This window comes from Herbaspirillum sp. AP02 (assembly GCF_015767275.1).
Classification (GTDB): domain Bacteria; phylum Pseudomonadota; class Gammaproteobacteria; order Burkholderiales; family Burkholderiaceae_D; genus Herbaspirillum.
This window is the reverse complement of record NZ_JADWMY010000001.1, coordinates 636,750-655,458: the sequence shown is the minus strand read 5'-3', so window position 1 is coordinate 655,458 and position 18,709 is coordinate 636,750. Positions and strand designations below refer to the sequence as shown.

Genomic DNA, 18,709 nt, shown 5'->3' with positions numbered 1-18,709 from the left:
TTGAAACCGAGAAATTTTCGTCCCAATGAAAAAAGCCGCTTGGTGTGAGCGGCTTTGGAGAGAGGTGCGCGTGGACGAACGCCTATTGCTGCGTCTTTTTTTGTTGCAATCTGATTAATTCCTCGGCGACGCGCTTCATCACTGAGTCCCAGTCGCTGAAGGTCGGTTGGCGGAACAGGCGCATGCTCGGGTACCAGGGCGAGTCGTCGCGGTCTTGCAGCCAGCGCCAGTCGGGGATGTGCGGCAGCAGTACCCAGGTGGGATGGCCCATGGCACCGGCCAGGTGCACCACCGATGTGTCCACGCTGATGACCAGATCCAGGTTGTGGATGGCAGCGGCGGTATCGGCAAAGTCTGCACACTGGTCGCCCAGATTGTGCGCAGTCCGGTCCTCAGGCAGGTTTTTCAGGTCTTCCAGTGGCTTGCCCTTTTGCAAGGAGTAGAACTCGATCTTCGGAAGTCCGAACAATTGCTTGAAGGTCTCCAGGGGAATCGAACGGTGCCGATCGTTGCCGTGCTCCGGATTGCCGCCCCACACCACACCCACCCGCAGATGTTGCTCCGATGTTGTCAGGGCGGCAATTTTCTGGCGCCAGTCTTCTGCCAGCAGCGGATCGGCCGCCAGGTAGCTCGGGAAGGAAGGGATGTCCTCCACGGTATCAGTGCCCAGTGCATAGGGCAGACTCATCATCACGTATGCGCAGTCGCAGGGCGGCAGCGGGTCGCTTTCCCGGATCAGGGTGACTTCAGGAGTAAATGACTGGAACAGCCGATACAGCGGATTCTTCACGTGTACCGCTACCCGCGCGCCGCGGTCCATGACCAGGCGCGCATAGCGCAGGAATTGGATGCTGTCGCCGAAGCCCTGTTCGTGCATCAGCAGCACGAATTTGCCTTCCAGTGAACTCTTGCCATCCCACTTGGGAATGATCTCGAACAGTTTGTGGATGAGCTTGTAGACATAGGCGCGCTCGCGGGTTTCCAGGCGACTCTCATGACACTCCCAGCCTTCCTTGAGATCGCCATGCAGCAGCAAGCTCAAGGCCAGGTTATGTTTGGCGGTGGAGTAGTTGGGGCGCAATTCGAGCGCCTTGCGGAAGATTTCCACGGCCTCATGCGTGTCGCCATGATCGTGCTTGATGGCGCCGATGTTGTTGTAAGTCAGGGCCTGTTTGGGGTTCAGTTCCAGCGCCTTGTTGAACATGCGCATGGCATCGTCGAAGCGATCTTCGGCGGAGAAGTAGCTGGCACCCAGCTTGAGATAGCTGTTGGGATCCTTTGGCGCGATGTCGATGACACGCTGGAGATGCTCATGGGCTTCTGTAATCTTGTGCAGTTTCAAATACGTATCAGCAATCTTGTAGTGCGCGTAGGTGTCTTCGGGGTCCAGCAGGATGGCCGTTTTATGCGACTCCAGCGCTTCCTTGTACATCTCCATGGCGTGGAAGGCCTCTCCGAGCGCCGTGTGCGAGGGCGCAAAGCTGATCTGCAGTTCCAGCGACTTGAGAATGGTGGCCACTGCCTCGTCATAACGGCGTGCCTCGACCAGGGCGCGACCAAGGTGGGAGAGCGGGCCGGCTGCCTCGGGCTCACGTCTGGCGGCGTCTTCGAAATAGGCAATCGAGGCTTCCGGATCGTTTTTCTCGTGCAGGGCGTTGGCCAGGCCGACGCGGGCCGTCCTGCTTTCCTTGTCGACCGAGATTGCGCGCTCATAGAGGGCGATGGCGTCGTCGATCCGATCCTGTGCCAGCACCGCGGCGGCCAGATTGCTCAGGTATTCGGCATTGTCCGGGTCAGCCGCAATGGCCTTGCGCAAGTACAGTTCAGCTTCCTTGTTAAGGCCTTCCTGCATGGCGATAAGCCCGCGCGCATGATTGGCAAACACCAGGTCGGGAACGCGTGCCAGGACCGCACTGCAGAGCGCCTTGGCTTCATCGACCTTGCGATTGTCCAGGAGATCCAGGCATTTACGGACATCCAGCAGGTCTTGCAGATTGGACTTGGCGGCGGCCTGGGCCTGGTTACCGTGCTTGTTGTTGCTCTTGCGCGTCGACATCGAAAGGGGTCCTCTTGGTTGGGCGCATGCTTTGCGCCGGACATGGCTATCCAGTAGAAATAATATGCGCAAGGACGGAATGCCGAAGAGGCGAATAGAACGCAAAAAACCTTCGTTTTAGGCGAAGGTTTTTTGGAATGGAGCGGCGCGGGCGGTGGCGCCGATGCAATGGGGGGGGCGGTCGTGCTGCCTACTGGTTCAGTTCCAGCTGCGCAGCAGGCCGACTGCAAGTCCTTCGAGGGCAAACTCGTCGGCGTCGGGCTTGACGATGATGGGGTCGAATTCCGGGTTCTCGGGGAAGAGGGTGATGACCGAGCCAGCTTTCTGGTAGCGCTTGACGGTGACCTCGTCGGCCAGCCGCGCCACCACGATCTGGCCGTTGCGCGCCTGGTCGGTCTTGCGTACGGCCAGCAGGTCACCATCGAGAATGCCAGCGTCGCGCATGGACATGCCGCGTACCTTCAACAGGTAATCGGGCTTGCTCGGGAACATCGCCGGATCAAGCTGGTATGTCTTTTCGACATGTTCCTGTGCCAGGATGGGGGAGCCGGCGGCCACGCGACCGATCAGGGGCAGGCTCAGTTGCATCAGGGCCGGGTGGGGCAGGGCCATCTGGCGGGCGATGCTGCCCGAGGGGGTGGCGCCTGATTCGCGCAGACGGATGCCGCGCGAGGTGCCGGGGGAAATCTCGATGGCACCCTTGCGGGCCAGCGCCTGCAGATGCTCTTCAGCCGCGTTGGCGGAGCGAAAGCCCAGCTCGGCAGCGATTTCGGCGCGCGTGGGAGGGAAGCCGGTGTTCTCGATGGCGTTCTTGATCAGGTTCAGGATCTGTTCCTGGCGCGCGGTCAGTTTGAGCATGAGGTGGGCCTTTCTCTTGGGGAAGGCTGTTTGGATGAACAGTCTGTATTTTTATACAGGTGCAATCCTTGTGTCAACGGCAACATGCAATTTGCAATGCGGAAAGTGCGTAAAAGCCCGGACTTTCTGATCAATATATAAATAGCTGAAGAGATTTTCATGGCTGATCTGGAGGAAACCTCGTGACAGCTGTGTCCGTGCGACCTCGCCGGCGATGGTCGACATTGCTGTTCTGCGCGAAACCTTGTATAGTCTTGGGCTTTCCTCTTCCCACACCCGTCTTGACGCCGGGGTGGGCGTCTTCAATAGTCCATAAGGAGTCTACATGCGTCATTATGAAATCGTATTTATCGTCCATCCGGACCAAAGCGAGCAAGTGCCGGCGATGATCGAGCGTTACAAGGGCATCGTCACCACCCGCGGCGGCAAGGTTCACCGTGTCGAAGATTGGGGCCGTCGTCAACTGGCCTACCAGATCCAGAAGCTGGCCAAGGCTCACTACGTCTGCCTGAACATCGAAGTCGACAGCGAAACGCTGGCCGAAATCGAAACCGGCTTCAAGTTCAACGACGCCGTCCTGCGCCACCTGACCGTCAAGATGAAGAAGGCCGAAACCGGTCCTTCGCCCATCCTGAAGGCAGTGCAGAAGGAAGACGCGGCCAAGAGCCGTACCGAAGCACCGGCAGCCTGATTGCGCTGCGATTCATAGCGGAGAGTGAACCAGCTTCAAGTCATCGCCAGCCTGGCCGAACGTGATGTACTGCGTTATACGCCAGCCGGTATCCCGATCGTGACTGCCAGGTTGCAGCATCAGTCGGAGCAGATGGAAGCTGGCATGCGTCGCCAGGTCGAATTCGAGATCGCGGCGATGGCAGCAGGAGAAATCTCCGGCGCGCTCAACAAGGCAGCGCTGGGTGACGTCTTCCGCTTCACCGGCTTTCTGGCCCGCAGGAATCGCAACAGCAAGAGCGTCGTGTTTCATATCGTTGATTTTGGCGCCGTCCCGTCGGAAGACTGACGCAAGACAGCGCCAAAAAGACCTTACCCAATTTTTAGATACAGGAGCCAATCATGGCATTCGGTAAAAAGTTCGATAAAAGCAAGCTGAAAAACAAGCGTCAACAGCAAAACCCGCTGTTCAAGCGCAAGAAATTCTGCCGTTTCACCGCCGCTGGCGTTGAACAGGTCGATTACAAGGACGTGGACACCCTGAAGGACTTCGTACAGGAAAACGGCAAGATCATGCCGGCACGCCTGACCGGTACCAAGGCCCACTACCAGCGTCAAGTTGACACCGCCATCAAGCGCGCGCGTTACCTGGCCCTGCTGCCGTACACCGATCTGCACAACGCGTAATCAGCGCCGAGAAATAGGAGAAAAACATGCAAGTCATTCTGTTGGAAAAAATCGTTAATCTCGGCGGTCTGGGTGATGTCGTGCGCGTCAAGGACGGTTTCGCACGCAACTTCCTGATCCCGCAACGCAAGGCCCGTCGTGCTACCGACGCTGCCATCGCCGAATTCGAAGCCAAGCGCGCCGAACTGGAAAAGGCCGCTGCCGAGAAGCTGGCTGCCGCACAAGCCCAAGGCGAAAAGCTGGCTGGCGCCACCGTGGAAGTGTCGCAGAAGGCCGGCGTTGACGGCCGTCTGTTCGGTTCCGTGACCAACTTCGACATCGCTGAAGCCCTGGGCAAGAAGGGCTTTGCCGTGGAAAAGTCGCAAGTGCGTCTGCCCAACGGCCCGCTGAAGACGGTTGGCGAACACCCCGTCTCGGTTGCTCTGCACACCGACGTCGTGGTCGACGTGACCATCGCAGTGAAGGGCGAGCAAGCGTAATACGCCTGTTGGCTGCAATTCGTTTTGCAATAGAAAAGCCGGGTTCGCCTGGCTTTTTTATTGCCATTTTGCTTCGGCTGTTCCTGCCGGGAAAGCGTGTTGGCCTACCATCTCCCGGGGATTGCGCTTCACATCCGTTCCTTGCGCCGGCCGCGTGCTGCAAAAACGTCCACCTGAACCAACGGCTTCACATCAGCAGGTTATAATGCGCGCCATGAAAGAATCGTCCCGCGGCAATCCTGAATTTTTCCGCGGCCAGAAGGAGTCTTCCGATCCCCAGATCGATGCGCTCCGCGTGCCGCCACACTCCATCGAGGCCGAGCAATCGGTGCTGGGCGGCCTGCTGCTGGATAACGCAGCCTGGGACCGCATCGCCGATTTCGTCAGCGCGGAGGATTTCTACCGCTACGACCATCGCATCATCTTCGAGCACATCGTCAAGCTCATCAACAGCACCAAGCCGGCCGACGTGATCACCGTGTACGAGGCCATGTCCACCAGCGGCAAGGCCGAAGAAGTGGGTGGCCTGGTCTATCTGAACGCGCTGGCGCAGAACACGCCATCGGCGGCCAATATCCGTCGCTATGCCGAGATCGTGCGCGACCGTGGCATCCTGCGCAAGCTGATCACGGTGGCCGACGAGATCTCCGGCAAAGCCTTCAATCCTCAGGGCAAGGATGTGAAGTCCATGCTGGACGAGGCCGAATCGAAGATCTTCGCGATTGCCGAAGAGGGCTCGCGCGGTTCCCAGGGCTTCATGGAAATCCAGCCCTTGCTGACCCAGGTGGTGGAACGCATCGACGAGCTCTACAACCGCGACAACAGCAGCGATATCACCGGCGTGCCTACCGGCTTCATGGATCTGGACAAGATGACCTCCGGCCTGCAGCCGGGCGACCTGATCATTGTCGCCGGTCGTCCTTCGATGGGCAAGACGGCATTCTCGATCAACATCGGCGAACACGTGGCCATCGAGTCCGGTCTGCCGGTGGCCGTATTTTCCATGGAAATGGGCGGTACCCAGCTGGCCATGCGTATGCTGGGCTCGGTGGGTCGCCTGGACCAGCACCGTCTGCGTACCGGTCGCCTGCTGGACGAGGACTGGCCGCGCTTGACGCACGCCATCCAGAAGATGAACGATGCCCAGTTCTACATCGACGAAACACCCGCACTGTCGCCCATCGAATTGCGCGCGCGTTCGCGGCGCCTGGCGCGCCAGTGCGGCAAGCTGGGCCTGATCATCATCGACTACCTGCAACTGATGTCGGGTAATGGTGGCAACTCTTCGGAAAACCGGGCCTCCGAAATCTCGGAAATCTCGCGTAGCCTGAAGGGCCTGGCCAAGGAACTCAATTGTCCGGTGATCGCGCTGTCGCAGCTGAACCGCTCGCTGGAACAACGTCCCAACAAGCGTCCGGTGATGTCCGATTTGCGCGAATCCGGCGCCATCGAGCAGGATGCCGACGTCATTTTGTTCATTTACCGGGATGAAGTCTACAATCCGGACTCGCCCGACAAGGGCACTGCGGAAATCATCATCGGTAAGCAGCGTAACGGCCCCATTGGCAGCATTCGCCTGTCTTTCCTGGGGATGTATACCAAGTACGACAACTATATCGGGAATCTGGCGCAGCCTTACGGCGGCGACTGAACGGTTGGGGTGGCGGGCAGCGATGGCCGTCACCGCATGAGGATCACGGGCGGCGCAGGGCCGCTCGTGTCATGTAAGACGGATGGCTTCCGAGGCCATTCGTGCAGGACCGGCAGGGCGGGATTCCGGCTTCCAAGGGGGCAGCCGCAGGCCGGTTCGAAACGGCGCCCGAGACGGGCGCTCACCATTGATGAGAGAGAAAAATGTTTGGACGATTGATGCCGACGGAAGGCAAATTCTTTGACCTTTTCAATCAGCATGCAGAGCTGGCGGTCAAGTGCGCGAAGGAAATGGTAGCGCTGATGACCAATTTCGATGACCTCGAAATCCGCGTGCATGCCATTGAAGCCGTCGAAAAGGAGGCCGACAAGATCACGCACAATACCATCGATTTGCTGCACAAGACTTTCATCACGCCGCTGGACCGTGATGACATCCACCAGCTGATCACCCGCATGGACGACATCCTGGACCTGCTGGAAGACGCTGCCCAGACCATCTCCCTGTACGACATCAAGGCCATCACTCCTGAAGCCAAGCGCCTGGCCGAGTTGTGCCTGTCCTGTGCGGAGAAGGTGCAGGCGGCCGTTGGCCTGCTGTCGAACATGGATAATTCGCGTCAGATCCTGGCCATCTGCCAGGAAATCGACCGCCTGGAATCCGATGCCGACCACGTCATGCGTGCGGCCATGTCCAAGCTGTTCCGCGACGAGCCTGATGTGCGTACGCTCATCAAGCTCAAGGCCATCTACGAAATCCTGGAAACCGTCACCGACCGCTGCGAAGACGTGGCCAACATCATCGAAGGCATCATCGTCGAAAACGCCTGATCCCCGGCGTAGCGGCGATTCCTCCGGGGACGCCGCTGGCTTCATACAACGGTTTCCCCCATGCAAACAATCCAAATCAGTTTACATATCCTCGCGCTGTTGATCGTCCTGGCCCTGCTGTTCGATTTCATGAACGGCTTCCATGACGCGGCCAACGCGATCGCCACCGTGGTCTCCACTGGTGTGCTGCGTCCGCAGACAGCGGTGGCGATGGCGGCCTTCTTCAACCTGGCGGCGGTGTTCGTGTTCCACCAGCTGCACGTGGCGGCCTCGGTTGGCAAGGGCACCATCGAGCCGGCCATCGTCGACCAGTACGTCATCTTCGGCGCCCTGATCGGCGCCATCTTCTGGAACCTGGTGACCTGGTACTACGGCATTCCATCCTCGTCCTCCCATGCCCTGATCGGCGGCCTGGTCGGTGCGGCCGTGGCCAAGGCCGGTACTGGCGCCCTGATCTCGGCGGGCTTGCTCAAGACGATCCTCTTCATCGTGCTGTCGCCCTTGCTGGGCCTGGTATTCGGCTCGTTGATGATGCTCATGGTGTCGTGGATATTCTTCCGCTCGACACCGCGCAAGATCGATGGCTGGTTCCGACGGCTGCAGTTGCTGTCGGCGTCCATGTACAGCCTGGGCCACGGCGGCAATGATGCGCAGAAGACTATCGGCATCATCTGGATGCTCCTGATCGCCTCCGGCTATTCCTCGCCGGAAGCGCCACCGATGTGGGTCATCATTTGCTGCTACTGCGCCATCAGCCTGGGCACGCTGTTCGGCGGCTGGCGCATCGTCAAGACCATGGGTCAGAAGATCACCAAGCTGAAGCCAGTGGGCGGCTTCTGTGCCGAAACCGGCGGCGCCATCACGCTGTTCATTGCGACCGCCCTCGGTATCCCAGTCTCCACTACTCACACCATCACCGGCGCCATCGTCGGCGTGGGCGCGGCGCAGAAGATGTCGGCCGTGCGTTGGGGCGTGGCCAGCAACATCGTCTGGGCCTGGATCTTCACCATCCCGGCTTCGGCCTTCGTGGCGGCGATTGCCTGGTGGATCGGCGTGCACGTGCTGTAAGTCATCCTGGTTCGCGACCGCCGCAGCTTCCGCAGCAGTCGCCCGAAAGCAAAAAGCCACGTTTTACCGTGGCTTTTTGCTTTGCTGCTGAAGAAAAATGCTTACAACACGTCGCTCGCGTGATCCGCCAGGCGGGAGCGTTCGCCCCGCGCCAGGGTGACGTGGCCGCTGTGGGCCCAGCCCTTGAAGCGGTCGACCACGTAGGTCAGGCCGCTCGAGCCTTCGGTCAGGTAGGGTGTATCGATCTGGGCGATGTTGCCCAGGCAGACGATCTTGGTACCCGGACCGGCTCGCGTGACCAGTGTCTTCATCTGCTTGGGCGTCAGGTTCTGCGCCTCATCGATGATCAAGAACTTGTTCACGAAAGTACGCCCACGCATGAAGTTGAGCGACTTGATCTTGATGCGCGAGCGGATCAGGTCCTGGGTCGCGGCACGACCCCATTCACCGGCATCGCCGTCCGACTTGTTGAGCACCTCGAGGTTGTCGTCGAAGGCGCCCATCCAGGGGCCCATCTTTTCTTCCTCGGTTCCGGGCAGGAAGCCGATGTCTTCGCCGACCGGCACCGTCACGCGGGTGACGATGATCTCGTTGTAGAGCTTGGTTTCAAGCACCTGCGCCAGGCCCGAGGCCAGCGCCAGCAAGGTCTTGCCGGTACCGGCCTGGCCCAGCAGGGTGACGAAGTCGCACTCCGGGTTCATCAGCAGGTTCAGCGCGAAGTTCTGTTCGCGGTTGCGCGCAGTGATCCCCCAGACGCTGTTCTTGGCATGGCCGAAGTCACGCAAGGTCTGCAGCACTGCGGTCTTGCCGTTGATCTGGCTGACCTGGCCGTAGAAAGCCGGTTCGCCATTCTTGGGCTCGATGAACACGAACTGGTTGACCAGCAGCGAGGGCACGTAGGGGCCGGTGACACGGTAGTAGGTGTAGCTGCTGCCGTGGCGGCTTTCCTGCCAGGATTCCATGCCCTTGCCGTGCTTGTTCCAGAAGTCATCCGGCAATTGCTGGATGCCCGAGTACAGCAGGTCGGTGTCTTCCAGCACATGGTCGTTGAAGTAGTCTTCGGCAGGCAGGCCGATGGCACGCGCCTTCAGGCGCATGTTGATGTCCTTGGACACCAGCACCACCGGACGCTCCGGATTCTGCTGGTCCAGCGCACGCACCACGCCCAGGATCTGGTTGTCGGCCTTGCCCTCGGGCAGGCCTTCGGGCAGGGCGGCGTTCTGCAGCTTGGTCTGGAAGTACAGGCGACCCTTGGCGTCCTTGTTGCCCAGCTTGGAGAGCGGGATACCCAGGTCGATCGCGTCCTCGGCGATGTCGGACACCAGCGCATCCAGCGAACGCGAGATCTGACGGGCATTGCGGGCCACTTCGGACATGCCCTTCTTGTGGTTGTCCAGCTCTTCCAGCGTGACCATGGGCAGGTAGATGTCGTGTTCCTCGAAGCGGAACAGCGAGGTCGGATCATGCATCAGCACGTTGGTGTCCAGCACGAACAGCTTGGACTTGCCCAGCTTGTCGGCCACCCGGCTGGTGGAGGATTTGGGTCGGATCTCGGCGCTCTTGGGTGCGGCTTTCGGCTTTTCGGTCACGGCGGCGGTCTTGCCGGTGATGCGCGCACGGGGTGCTGCGACCTTGGCATCGGCAACGGTGGGCGCGGCGACGGCGACTTCTTGTGGTGCAACGGCAGGAGCGGACGTTTCAACGAGAGTGATGTTCGGTTTGACAGGCTTGTTGCGATCGGCCTTGGGATAGTCCTCGGGAGACAGCATCGAAGCTGGTTTGCTCGGCATTTTGGGCAGGGGCATCAGGACCTCGGAAGTGGATGAAGAAAACTCCGCTTTGTCAGAGCGAACAGGTGAAGCAAAACAGCGAACAGCAAAGGGAAGCAAAGTGAAGCTGCGGGGCCGAGAAGTCTAATGAAACCCTTGCCGGGCAAGCTGGCAAAGGGAGTGGCAAGGGCTTGATTAGAGGGGGCGGCAAATCGAAAAGTAAAAAAGCCGTTTCGGCAGGCCTGAGGCCTAAACCTGAAACGGCTTCCAGCAAACGTTTTTCTGTTTGAATTCAATGGCTTGTATCGTTTGACCGCATTTTTGTCGAACGCGTCGGAAACGCTTGCCAGACGGATCCTTCGCTGCCGGAACCTGCCGCCTCATGGGCGTTCACGCAAAGCACGGCAGCGCTTCTTGTGCAGTTCAGGCGAGGGTGTTGATGAAGGTCAGTACCTCATCCACGTGGGCAGGAACCTTCACTCCACGCCATTCTTTCACCACTTTACCTGCGCCGTCAATCACAAACGTGCTGCGCTCCACACCGCGCACCTGCTTGCCATACATGTTTTTCATCTTCATGACATCGAACATGGCGCACAGGGTTTCATCCGGATCGGAGATCAGCTCGAAAGGCATGCCCAGCTTGCCCTTGAAGTTTTCGTGCGACTTCAGGCTGTCGCGGCTGATGCCGAAGATTTCGGTATTGGCGGCCTGGAATTGCGGATGCAGGTCACGGAACTGCATCCCCTCGGTGGTACAGCCCGGCGTGTTGTCCTTGGGATAGAAATACAGCACCAGGTTCTTGCCCCGGTAATCGGCCAGGTTGAAAGTCTTGCCACTGGTCATGGCGGCCGAAAACTCCGGCACGGTCTTGTTCAGGATGGATGGTCGGTCTGTCAAAGTGGCGCCCCGTAGGTGAAGTCTTGTTGGTGGAAGTGATGCAGGCAGAAAGCTTCAGCTGTTGCCTGGATTACATGGCCTGTACGATCATCTCGCCCGAGCGGCCGGGCAATTCGCCCCAGCTGATCGGCAGGATGGGCAGGACGTCATTGCTGACGCTGTCGTAGTAGTCGCCCATGGAGACCAGTTCATAACCCTGGGCTCGCCAGCCGGCTAGCAATCGTTCGAAAATGGGGGCGAGTTTCTGGCCTTCAAGTTCGGCGTGCAAGGTGAACACATGATCACGCGGTTGCTTGGTCAGCTGCAGCAGGAATTCGGCGGCATTGCCAGCGTCGATCATCTTGCCGCCGATCTCGCGTCCCAGGATTTCGTCCAGCGTGGGCAGCGTCGTCGGCAATTGCACACAGGACAACGGCTTGCCGAAGGCCGACAGCCGATGCGGGCCGGCGTCCTGGTCGGCCAGGCGGCCATCCTCGCGCAGTTGCGAACGACCATCGGAGGAATAGGCCATGCCGAACTGGTCCAGCTGTACGAAGGCATGGTCGTTCATCTGCCAACCGGCGGCACCGTGGGTGCGTGGCGCCTCGCCGAAAATCTCGCGATAACGCTGGTGCGACTGGTGCATGGTCTCCACCGTCCACTGGGCATCGGCGGTACGTACATCGTCCTGCCAGACGCGGTGGTCCCAGGTATGGATGCCGCATTCGAAGCCGGCATCACGGGCCTGGCGCATGAAGCCGGCACAGGTCTTGCCGATGTCCGGTGCCGGCAGCAGGGTGCCGTACATCAGCGTCTTGATGCCGTAATGTTCCACCACCGAAGTGCGCGACACCTTGCTGAAGAAACCCGGGCGGAAGATCTGCTTGAGCGCCCAGCCAGTGTGGTCGGGACCCAGGGAGAACAGGAAGGTGGCGCCAGCGCCATGGCGGCGCAATTGCGCGATCAGGTTGGGGACGCCGACGCGGGTACCGCGGTAGGTGTCGGCGTCGATCTTGAGTGTGAGTTTGGGCAATTCGCTGAACCGGGAATGGGTGATGGCTGTGTTTCGCCATGGTGTGGGGCGGGCTCCGGGAGATGATTCCAGTGACCGCCGACAAGTTGCGAGACTAGCATTGTGCGGCCGATAGAACAATATGCAGCGATGCAGCAAAATGGGGAAAACAGGCTGCACATCGGCCCATGACGATCGCCTCTGTTGCGGTTTCTCGCCGGAAAAAACAAAACCGCGCCAGAAGCGCGGTTTTGTGGGCCGTGGCGGGACGGAAATCAGTCCATCAGGGCACGGGCTTCGGCGACCTGGCTGCGATAGGCGTCGAAGATATTGCGCAGGGTGTCGGCCATGGTGGTCTTGGGCGCCCAGTTCAGTTCTTCGCAGGTATTGGTGATCTTCGGGACGCGGTTCTGCACGTCCTGGTAACCCTTGCCGTAGTAGGCAGCGGAGGTGGTCTCGACCAGTTGCACCTGCTTGGCGGTCTCGGCATATTCCGGATACTCGGTGGCCAGCTTCAACATCATGTCGGCCAGGTCCTTGATGGAGTAGTTGTTGACCGGGTTGCCGATGTTGTAGATCTTGCCCGTGGCTACGCCGCCTTCGTTGGCGATGATCTTCATCAGCGCATCGATGCCGTCATCGATATAGGTGAAGGCGCGCTTCTGCAGGCCGCCGTCGACCAGCGAGATGTTCTCGCCGCGCACGATGTGGCCGAAGAACTGGGTCACCACGCGGGACGAGCCTTCCTTGGGCGTATGGATCGAGTCCAGGCCGGCACCGATCCAGTTGAACGGACGGAACAGGGTGAAATTCAGGCCGGATTCCATGCCATAGCCCCAGATCACGCGATCCATCAACTGCTTGGCGCAGGAGTAGATCCAGCGCGGCTTGTTGATCGGACCACAGATCAGCTCGGATTCCTCCGGATCGAATTCCTCGTCGTGGCACATGCCATAGACTTCCGAGGTCGAGGGGAAGACCAGGTGCTTCTTGTACTTGGCGGCCGAACGCACGATCGGCAGGTTGGCTTCGAAGTCCAGCTCGAACACGCGCAGCGGCGCATTGACGTAGGTCGACGGAGTGGCGATGGCCACCAGCGGCAGGATCACGTCGCACTTCTTGACGTGGTATTCCACCCATTCCTGGTTGATGGTGATGTCGCCCTCGAAGAAGTGCATGCGCGACTTGTAGGCCTCGTTTTCCAGGATGTCGGTGATGCGGTCGGTCATCATGTCCATGCCATAGACGTGCCAATCCGTGGTTTCCAGGATGCGCTTGGACAGGTGGTGGCCGATGAAGCCGTTGACGCCGAGAATGAGGACTTTTTTCATAATGTAGAGAGCTAGTGAATGGCCGGACTTCAGGAGGCCATGTATTTCAGATAATTGTTGAGTGAAGCATCCTGATCATTGATCTGGATCCCCAGGATCTGGAGGAAGTTGCCATCGCCACAACGGGCGTACAACTTGCCGCCTTCGAAGAACTTGTCCTGCATGCCGTGGGCCCGTTGCAGGGGCGGGTGGGCCGACTGCGGAACCAGCCGGGTTCTCGTGACCGTAATTTTATCACCCGCGATTTCCTCGAAGGCGCCGGGGTAGGGGGGCGCTACGGCGCGCACCAGATTATGGACTTCGCGGGCGGTACGGCGCCAGTCGATACGGCCATCCTCGGGCTTGCGGCCGCTATAGTAGCTGCCCTTGGACAAATCATTGGGCAACTCCGGCGTGTGCCCCGACAGCATGGCCGGCAGGGCATTCCACAGCGTCATCTCGGCAGCGACCACGACCTTGCCGAATACCTCGTGGGCCGTATCGTCAGGCAGAATAGGCACGGCCGTCTGGGCCACGATGCTGCCGGCGTCCGGCTTGACGGTCATTTCATGCAAGGTGGCACCGGTCTCGGTCTCGCCATGCAGCACCGCCCAGTTGATCGGCACGCGGCCACGGTATTTGGGCAGCAGCGAACCATGCATGTTGTAGGCGCCGCGCCGGGCCGTCGCCAGCACTTCCACAGGCAACATGTGACGGTAATAGAAACTGAAGATAAACTCCGGCTGCGCCGCCTGCACCTGGGCCAGCAATTGCGGCGACTTCGGGTCGGTGGGGGTGATGCAGGCGATGCCATGTTCCCGGCAGACCCCGGCCACCGAGCCGAACCAGATGTTCTCGGCGGCATTGTCTTCGTGCGTGACCACCAGCGAGACCTGCACGCCACGGGCGAGCAAGACTTTCAGGCAGCGCACCCCCACGTCATGGTAGGCGAATACGACGGCGTTCATAGGGCTTGCTTGTCTTCCGAAGAGGATTGCTCAAGGATGGCCTGCACCACATAGCGCGGGCGCGCGCGCACCTGCATGTAGATGCGGCCGATGTATTCACCCAGCAGGCCGATCGAGAACAGGATCACGCCCATCAGGAAGAAGGTGATGGCGAACAGCGTGAAGACGCCGCCCACTTCGGCACCGATCAGCAGCCGGCGCAGTACGATCAGGATGAACAAGGCCGCCGAGGCGAACGACAGGGCGATGCCCAGCAGCGAGAAGAATTGCAGCGGTACCAGCGAGAAGCCGGTCACCAGGTCGAAGTTCAGGCGGATCAGGCTGTAGAAGGAATATTTCGACTCCCCGGCCGAGCGCTCTTCATGCTCCACCACGATCTCGGTCGGATTGCGCGAGAAGGTATAGGCCAATGCCGGTACGAAGGTGTTCACTTCGCGGCAGCGGTTGACCAGGTCGATGACGTTGCGGCCATAGGCGCGCAGCATATTGCCCTGGTCGGTCATCTTGATGCGGGTGATCTTCTCGCGCAGGCGGTTCATGGCCTTGGAGGCGTAGGTTCGCCAGGCCGAATCCTGGCGCTCGCGGCGGATCGAGCCGACATAGTCGTAGCCCTCGCGCATCTTGGCGACCAGGTTGCCGATTTCTTCGGGGGGATTTTGCAGGTCAGCGTCCAGCGTCACCACCACATCACCCCGGGTCGCCTCGAAGCCGGCCATGATGGCCATGTGCTGACCGTAGTTGCCATTGAAGAGCACCACCCGCGTGACGTCCGGACGCAGCCGATACTGTTCGGCCAGGATGCCGGCCGAGCGGTCGCGGCTGCCATCGTTGACGAAGATGACTTCATAGCTGTAGCCCAAGGCGTCCAGCGCCGGGTAGAGGCGCTCGAACAGTTTGGAGAGCCCGGATTCCTCGTTGTAAACCGGGATGACGACGGACAGTTCTGGTTTCATCAAATATCGAATGCTGGAAATGCAGGTACTGAAATAAATCAAAGGCCCGATGCGCTGCGACGGTGGTGGTCGCGGCGTTCAGGCCAGCGTGTTGCAAGGATGACGAATTGCGAAAGCGGCAAATTGCGAAAATGCAAATAAATCGAATTATGCCGAAATTTTCGAACAATTTCGCAAAAATCAGCCAAGCACCGATTTTACCGTTTCAACCGCGCGCACAACGTCCTCTTTACGCATGACATTGAACATCGGCAGGGAGACGATGCGCTGGCCGACGCGTTCGGCCACCGGGAACATGCCTTCCTTGAAGCCGCGTTCACGGTAGAGCTTGAGCAGGTGAATGGCCGGGTAGTGGTAGCCGATGCCGACCTGCTTTTCCATCATCTTTTCCATGAAGGCAGCACGGGTAATGCGTTCCGGCAGCACCAGCTGGAACATGTGCCAGTTCGAGTTCTCGAAGTCGGCCACCGGCAGCTGGGCACCGTAGTTGGCCTCGAAGTTGCTGCCGAAGCAGGCGAAGTAATGGCGTGCCAGTTCCTTGCGGTGGGCGGTCACGGCGTCGATGTGGGCGAACTGGCCCAGGCCGATGGCGGCGTTCACATCGGTCAGGTTGTACTTGCCGCCCAGCACGTCCACTTCCAGCCCGTCGAAGCCGCTGCGGGTGACGCCCTGCAGACGATATTTCTCGGCCAGGCGCGCTTCGTCGGCATTGTTCAGTACCAGGAAGCCGCCTTCGGCGCTGGTGATGTTCTTGTTGGCCTGCAGGCTGAAGGAGACAAAGTCGCCGAACGAGCCGATGCGCTTGCCATTCCAGGTCGAACCCAGCGCCTGGGCGGCGTCTTCCACCACGCGCAGCTTGTGCTTGGCGGCGATCGCATACAGGCGGTCCATGTCCACCGGCAGGCCGGACAGATAGACCGGGATGATCGCCTTGGTGCGTGGGGTGATGGCTGCTTCCAGGCGGTCCAGATCGATATTGCGGGTGATCGGGTCGATGTCGGCGAACACCGGGGTGGCGCCGGTTTCCAGGATCACGTTGGCCGTCGCCACCCAGGAGATGGGGGTGGTGATGACTTCGTCGCCCGGGCCGATGCCGGCGATGCGCAGCGCGATTTCCATCGTGCAGGTGCCGGAATTGAAGGTGCGCACGATGCGTCCGCCCAGGTATTCCGACAGCGCCTTTTCGAACGCCTGAACCTTGGGGCCGCTGGTGATCCAGCCCGAGCGCAGCACCTCGCCGACGGCGGCGATGGTGGCTTCATCGATGGTGGGTTTGGCGAAAGGGAGGAATGGCAGCGAAGGCAGGCTCATGGTGGAATCCGGTCAGACGATATTCAGGATGGGAGGGCCGGCGCGGCGCTGGCGGGCGAGCGCCGCGCGGCGACCCGGTATTGTAAATCAGCTTCGGGTCAGCAAGACCACGCCGACAATGATCACGCCGATGGCCAGCAGGCGCTGCATGGAAATGGCCTCACCCAGGAAATACCAGGCACCGATGGCGTTGATGATGTAACCCAGTGAAAGCAGTGGATAGGCAATGGTGACATCCACCCGCGACAGGCCGATGATCCACACGCCCACCGAAATCACATAGCAGGACAGGCCGCCGATGATGGGCAGCTGGGTGGCCAGCTTGAGGCCGGTGGAAAACCAGTTGTCCGCGGTCAGATGGATCGCGCCCACGGCATTGGTGCCGGCCTTGAGCAGAAGTTGCGCCACTGCGTTCAGGCAGATGCCGACAAAGATGAAGCCAAATGTCGCCAGGTTCATTTGCCGGCCTTTTTCTCGCCGTTGGCGTGGGCAGCGGCAGGAGTGGACGCAGGCGGCGGATCATTGGCCACGATGACGCGGCGCGGGTCCTGGCCGATCAGGCGCATCGGCAACTTGCGCTCGACCAGCTGCTTGTAGATGGTCGGATCGATGATGGCGATATCCTTCTTGCCGGCCGCATTGTCGGCCACCCACTGGGCCACGAAGGCGTCCACCGTTGGCAGCCACAGCTGCGGTTCCTGCTTCAGGCCGAACTCCATTTCGTCGGCGTGCTGCACCAGGGTCATGGTGCGGCGCAGGTAGAAGGGCAGGGCCTGTTCATAGCGACCGACCAGGTAGATCGGGGTTTCCGGCTTGAGCTCGGCCTGCAGCGCCGGCACGTAGTCCACGCCAGCCGAATAGCGGCCTTGCGGGTCATGCCCCAGCAGCAGCAACTGTCCGGCCACGAAGGCGGTTGTCGCCAGCGAGGTGACGGCCCAGTCCTTGTGCTGGCGGGCCAGGCGGATCGCGGCGATGCCGCCGACGAAGAAGATCAGCGCCGCGGCGTAGAGGTAGGGCACGTGGGCTTCCACCAGCGGCAGCGAGTAGGCATCCTTGGCCATCGACGGCACGCGCGGGATGAAGGCCAGCGCCACTGCGGCGGGCAGGGCCACCAGCGAACCGGCCCAGGCCAGCGCCTTGTAGTCGGCTTCTTCCAGGTGGCAGGCGATCAGCAGCGCCAGCGCCGGGAAGATCGGCAGCACGTAGGAAGGCAGCTTGGAGTCCGAAATGCTGAAGAACACGAAGATGAACACCGCCCACACCAGCAACAGTCGCTTGGGCTGGAAGCGCCCGCCGTTGAGGCTGTTGTAGCCCGCCGTATCGCGTTGTTCGCGGGTGCCTTTCCACAGGCTCTGGAAGAACACGCCCAACCACGGAATGATACCCAGCACCAGGATGGGGATGAAGTAGTACCACGGGCCAGTCCGGCTATGGATCTTGCTGGTGAAGCGCTGGAAGTGCTCGTGGATGAAGAAGAACTGCGGGAATTCCGGGTTGCGCAGCGACACCGCCACGAACCAGGGCGTGCAGATGGCGAAGAACAGGATCAGGCCCTTGACCAGGTGCAGCCGCTTCCAGATCGCCCAGTCGCGGGCGAAGACGGTGTAGAGCACCAGTACCGCACCCGGCAGCACGATGCCGATCAGCCCCTTGGACAGCACCGCCAGGGCCATGCCGGTCCAGCACAACAGCATCCAGTTGCGCTGACTTTCGCGTGAGGCCCCGTCGCGTTGGGCCATCAGCAGGGCGCACAGGGCGATGGTCATCATGCCCGACAGGCCCATGTCCAGCGTATTGATGTGACCCATGCCGGCCCAGAAGAAGCTGGACGCCAGCACCAGTGCGGCATAGTAGCCCACGCGGCCATTGAACACGCGGGTGCCGGTGTAGCCGGCCAGGCCGATGCCGAGCAGGCCGCACAGGCCCGTCCACAGGCGCGCCTGCCATTCACCCAGGCCGAACAGCTCGAAGGTGATGGCATTCATCCAGGTCTGCAGCGGCGGCTTCTCGAAATACTTGATGCCGTTCAGGCGGGTGGTGATCCAGTCTTGCGTGGCCACCATTTCGCGTGCCATCTCGGCGTAGCGGCCTTCATCGGTGGGCACCAGGACGCGAGCGCCCAGCATCCAGAACCAGACCAGCAGGAAGAGGATAAGCAGCGTCCAGACGAACGCCTTGGATTTGTACAGTTCGCGCATTGACAGCGGTT

The 18,709-nt window shown here is 60.4% G+C and carries 18 protein-coding genes; 7 read left to right on the top strand and 11 right to left on the bottom strand.

Annotated features, from left to right (window positions below):
* Window positions 1-82: 82 nt before the first annotated feature.
* Both I5R65_RS02865 and lexA read right to left on the bottom strand, forming a co-directional pair.
* Window positions 83-2,056, bottom strand: a complete 1,974-nt coding sequence (locus I5R65_RS02865; RefSeq protein WP_180668719.1) for a tetratricopeptide repeat protein — start codon at window positions 2,054-2,056, stop codon at window positions 83-85.
* Between the two features lie 198 nt (window positions 2,057-2,254).
* Window positions 2,255-2,914 carry a transcriptional repressor LexA gene (gene lexA, locus I5R65_RS02860; protein ID WP_180668718.1) on the bottom strand — a complete coding sequence of 220 codons (660 nt, stop codon included), beginning with the start codon at window positions 2,912-2,914 and terminating at the stop codon, window positions 2,255-2,257.
* Window positions 2,915-3,239: 325 nt separating this feature from the next.
* Here lexA and rpsF point away from each other — a divergent pair, with 325 nt between their 5' ends.
* From rpsF to I5R65_RS02825, 7 genes are all read left to right on the top strand, one after another.
* Entirely contained in the window at window positions 3,240-3,605 is a 366-nt protein-coding gene (gene rpsF / locus I5R65_RS02855) for a 30S ribosomal protein S6 (protein ID WP_006462645.1), read from the top strand.
* A gap of 24 nt (window positions 3,606-3,629) precedes the next feature.
* Window positions 3,630-3,932 (top strand): primosomal replication protein N, encoded by a 303-nt coding sequence (gene priB, locus I5R65_RS02850; RefSeq protein ID WP_180668717.1) that lies wholly within the window; start codon window positions 3,630-3,632, stop codon window positions 3,930-3,932.
* 53 nt (window positions 3,933-3,985) lie between these two features.
* Window positions 3,986-4,270: a 30S ribosomal protein S18 gene (rpsR, locus tag I5R65_RS02845; RefSeq protein ID WP_006462643.1), complete on the top strand. Its 285-nt coding sequence runs from the start codon at window positions 3,986-3,988 to the stop codon at window positions 4,268-4,270.
* 26 nt (window positions 4,271-4,296) lie between these two features.
* Window positions 4,297-4,749 carry a 50S ribosomal protein L9 gene (rplI, locus tag I5R65_RS02840; RefSeq protein ID WP_180668716.1) on the top strand — a complete coding sequence of 151 codons (453 nt, stop codon included), beginning with the start codon at window positions 4,297-4,299 and terminating at the stop codon, window positions 4,747-4,749.
* Between the two features lie 205 nt (window positions 4,750-4,954).
* On the top strand, window positions 4,955-6,400 hold the full coding sequence (locus I5R65_RS02835) for a replicative DNA helicase (RefSeq protein WP_370460947.1): 1,446 nt from the start codon (window positions 4,955-4,957) through the stop codon (window positions 6,398-6,400).
* Window positions 6,401-6,603: 203 nt separating this feature from the next.
* Window positions 6,604-7,230 (top strand): DUF47 domain-containing protein, encoded by a 627-nt coding sequence (locus I5R65_RS02830; protein WP_102662959.1) that lies wholly within the window; start codon window positions 6,604-6,606, stop codon window positions 7,228-7,230.
* Window positions 7,231-7,290: 60 nt separating this feature from the next.
* Complete coding sequence (locus tag I5R65_RS02825; RefSeq protein ID WP_180668714.1) at window positions 7,291-8,298, top strand: inorganic phosphate transporter; 1,008 nt, start codon at window positions 7,291-7,293, stop codon at window positions 8,296-8,298.
* A gap of 101 nt (window positions 8,299-8,399) precedes the next feature.
* Here the strand turns inward: I5R65_RS02825 and I5R65_RS02820 are convergent, their stop codons facing one another.
* The 9 genes from I5R65_RS02820 to I5R65_RS02780 form a co-directional block, all read right to left on the bottom strand.
* Window positions 8,400-10,067, bottom strand: coding sequence for a PhoH family protein (locus I5R65_RS02820; protein ID WP_231395039.1), 1,668 nt, complete (start codon window positions 10,065-10,067; stop codon window positions 8,400-8,402).
* Window positions 10,068-10,490: 423 nt separating this feature from the next.
* Window positions 10,491-10,967 (bottom strand): peroxiredoxin, encoded by a 477-nt coding sequence (locus I5R65_RS02815; RefSeq protein ID WP_180668712.1) that lies wholly within the window; start codon window positions 10,965-10,967, stop codon window positions 10,491-10,493.
* Between the two features lie 70 nt (window positions 10,968-11,037).
* Complete coding sequence (locus I5R65_RS02810; RefSeq protein ID WP_180668711.1) at window positions 11,038-11,979, bottom strand: xylanase; 942 nt, start codon at window positions 11,977-11,979, stop codon at window positions 11,038-11,040.
* Window positions 11,980-12,233: 254 nt separating this feature from the next.
* On the bottom strand, window positions 12,234-13,289 hold the full coding sequence (locus I5R65_RS02805; protein ID WP_180668710.1) for a bifunctional UDP-4-keto-pentose/UDP-xylose synthase: 1,056 nt from the start codon (window positions 13,287-13,289) through the stop codon (window positions 12,234-12,236).
* 29 nt (window positions 13,290-13,318) lie between these two features.
* Window positions 13,319-14,236, bottom strand: a complete 918-nt coding sequence (locus I5R65_RS02800; RefSeq protein ID WP_180668709.1) for a formyltransferase — start codon at window positions 14,234-14,236, stop codon at window positions 13,319-13,321.
* Window positions 14,233-15,189, bottom strand: coding sequence for a glycosyltransferase (locus I5R65_RS02795; RefSeq protein ID WP_180668708.1), 957 nt, complete (start codon window positions 15,187-15,189; stop codon window positions 14,233-14,235). Before I5R65_RS02795 ends, I5R65_RS02800 begins: the two co-directional genes overlap by 4 nt.
* Window positions 15,190-15,369: 180 nt before the next feature.
* Window positions 15,370-16,500, bottom strand: a complete 1,131-nt coding sequence (locus tag I5R65_RS02790; protein WP_180668707.1) for a DegT/DnrJ/EryC1/StrS aminotransferase family protein — start codon at window positions 16,498-16,500, stop codon at window positions 15,370-15,372.
* A gap of 87 nt (window positions 16,501-16,587) precedes the next feature.
* Complete coding sequence (locus tag I5R65_RS02785) at window positions 16,588-16,959, bottom strand: EamA family transporter (RefSeq protein WP_006462630.1); 372 nt, start codon at window positions 16,957-16,959, stop codon at window positions 16,588-16,590.
* Window positions 16,956-18,698, bottom strand: a complete 1,743-nt coding sequence (locus I5R65_RS02780; protein ID WP_180668706.1) for a glycosyltransferase family 39 protein — start codon at window positions 18,696-18,698, stop codon at window positions 16,956-16,958. The genes I5R65_RS02785 and I5R65_RS02780 overlap by 4 nt, the downstream gene beginning before the upstream one ends.
* Window positions 18,699-18,709: the final 11 nt, after the last annotated feature.

Coding starts and splice junctions, on each gene's coding strand:
- I5R65_RS02795 (WP_180668708.1), bottom strand. CDS start 15,189: ATGAAACCAGAACTGTCCGTCGTCATCCCGGTTTACAACGAGGAATCC.
- I5R65_RS02835 (WP_370460947.1), top strand. CDS start 4,955: ATGCGCGCCATGAAAGAATCGTCCCGCGGCAATCCTGAATTTTTCCGC.
- I5R65_RS02830 (WP_102662959.1), top strand. CDS start 6,604: ATGTTTGGACGATTGATGCCGACGGAAGGCAAATTCTTTGACCTTTTC.
- I5R65_RS02785 (WP_006462630.1), bottom strand. CDS start 16,959: ATGAACCTGGCGACATTTGGCTTCATCTTTGTCGGCATCTGCCTGAAC.
- I5R65_RS02780 (WP_180668706.1), bottom strand. CDS start 18,698: ATGCGCGAACTGTACAAATCCAAGGCGTTCGTCTGGACGCTGCTTATC.
- I5R65_RS02825 (WP_180668714.1), top strand. CDS start 7,291: ATGCAAACAATCCAAATCAGTTTACATATCCTCGCGCTGTTGATCGTC.
- lexA (WP_180668718.1), bottom strand. CDS start 2,914: ATGCTCAAACTGACCGCGCGCCAGGAACAGATCCTGAACCTGATCAAG.
- I5R65_RS02790 (WP_180668707.1), bottom strand. CDS start 16,500: ATGAGCCTGCCTTCGCTGCCATTCCTCCCTTTCGCCAAACCCACCATC.
- rplI (WP_180668716.1), top strand. CDS start 4,297: ATGCAAGTCATTCTGTTGGAAAAAATCGTTAATCTCGGCGGTCTGGGT.
- I5R65_RS02865 (WP_180668719.1), bottom strand. CDS start 2,056: ATGTCGACGCGCAAGAGCAACAACAAGCACGGTAACCAGGCCCAGGCC.
- I5R65_RS02800 (WP_180668709.1), bottom strand. CDS start 14,236: ATGAACGCCGTCGTATTCGCCTACCATGACGTGGGGGTGCGCTGCCTG.
- rpsR (WP_006462643.1), top strand. CDS start 3,986: ATGGCATTCGGTAAAAAGTTCGATAAAAGCAAGCTGAAAAACAAGCGT.
- I5R65_RS02805 (WP_180668710.1), bottom strand. CDS start 13,289: ATGAAAAAAGTCCTCATTCTCGGCGTCAACGGCTTCATCGGCCACCAC.
- rpsF (WP_006462645.1), top strand. CDS start 3,240: ATGCGTCATTATGAAATCGTATTTATCGTCCATCCGGACCAAAGCGAG.
- I5R65_RS02820 (WP_231395039.1), bottom strand. CDS start 10,067: ATGCTGTCTCCCGAGGACTATCCCAAGGCCGATCGCAACAAGCCTGTC.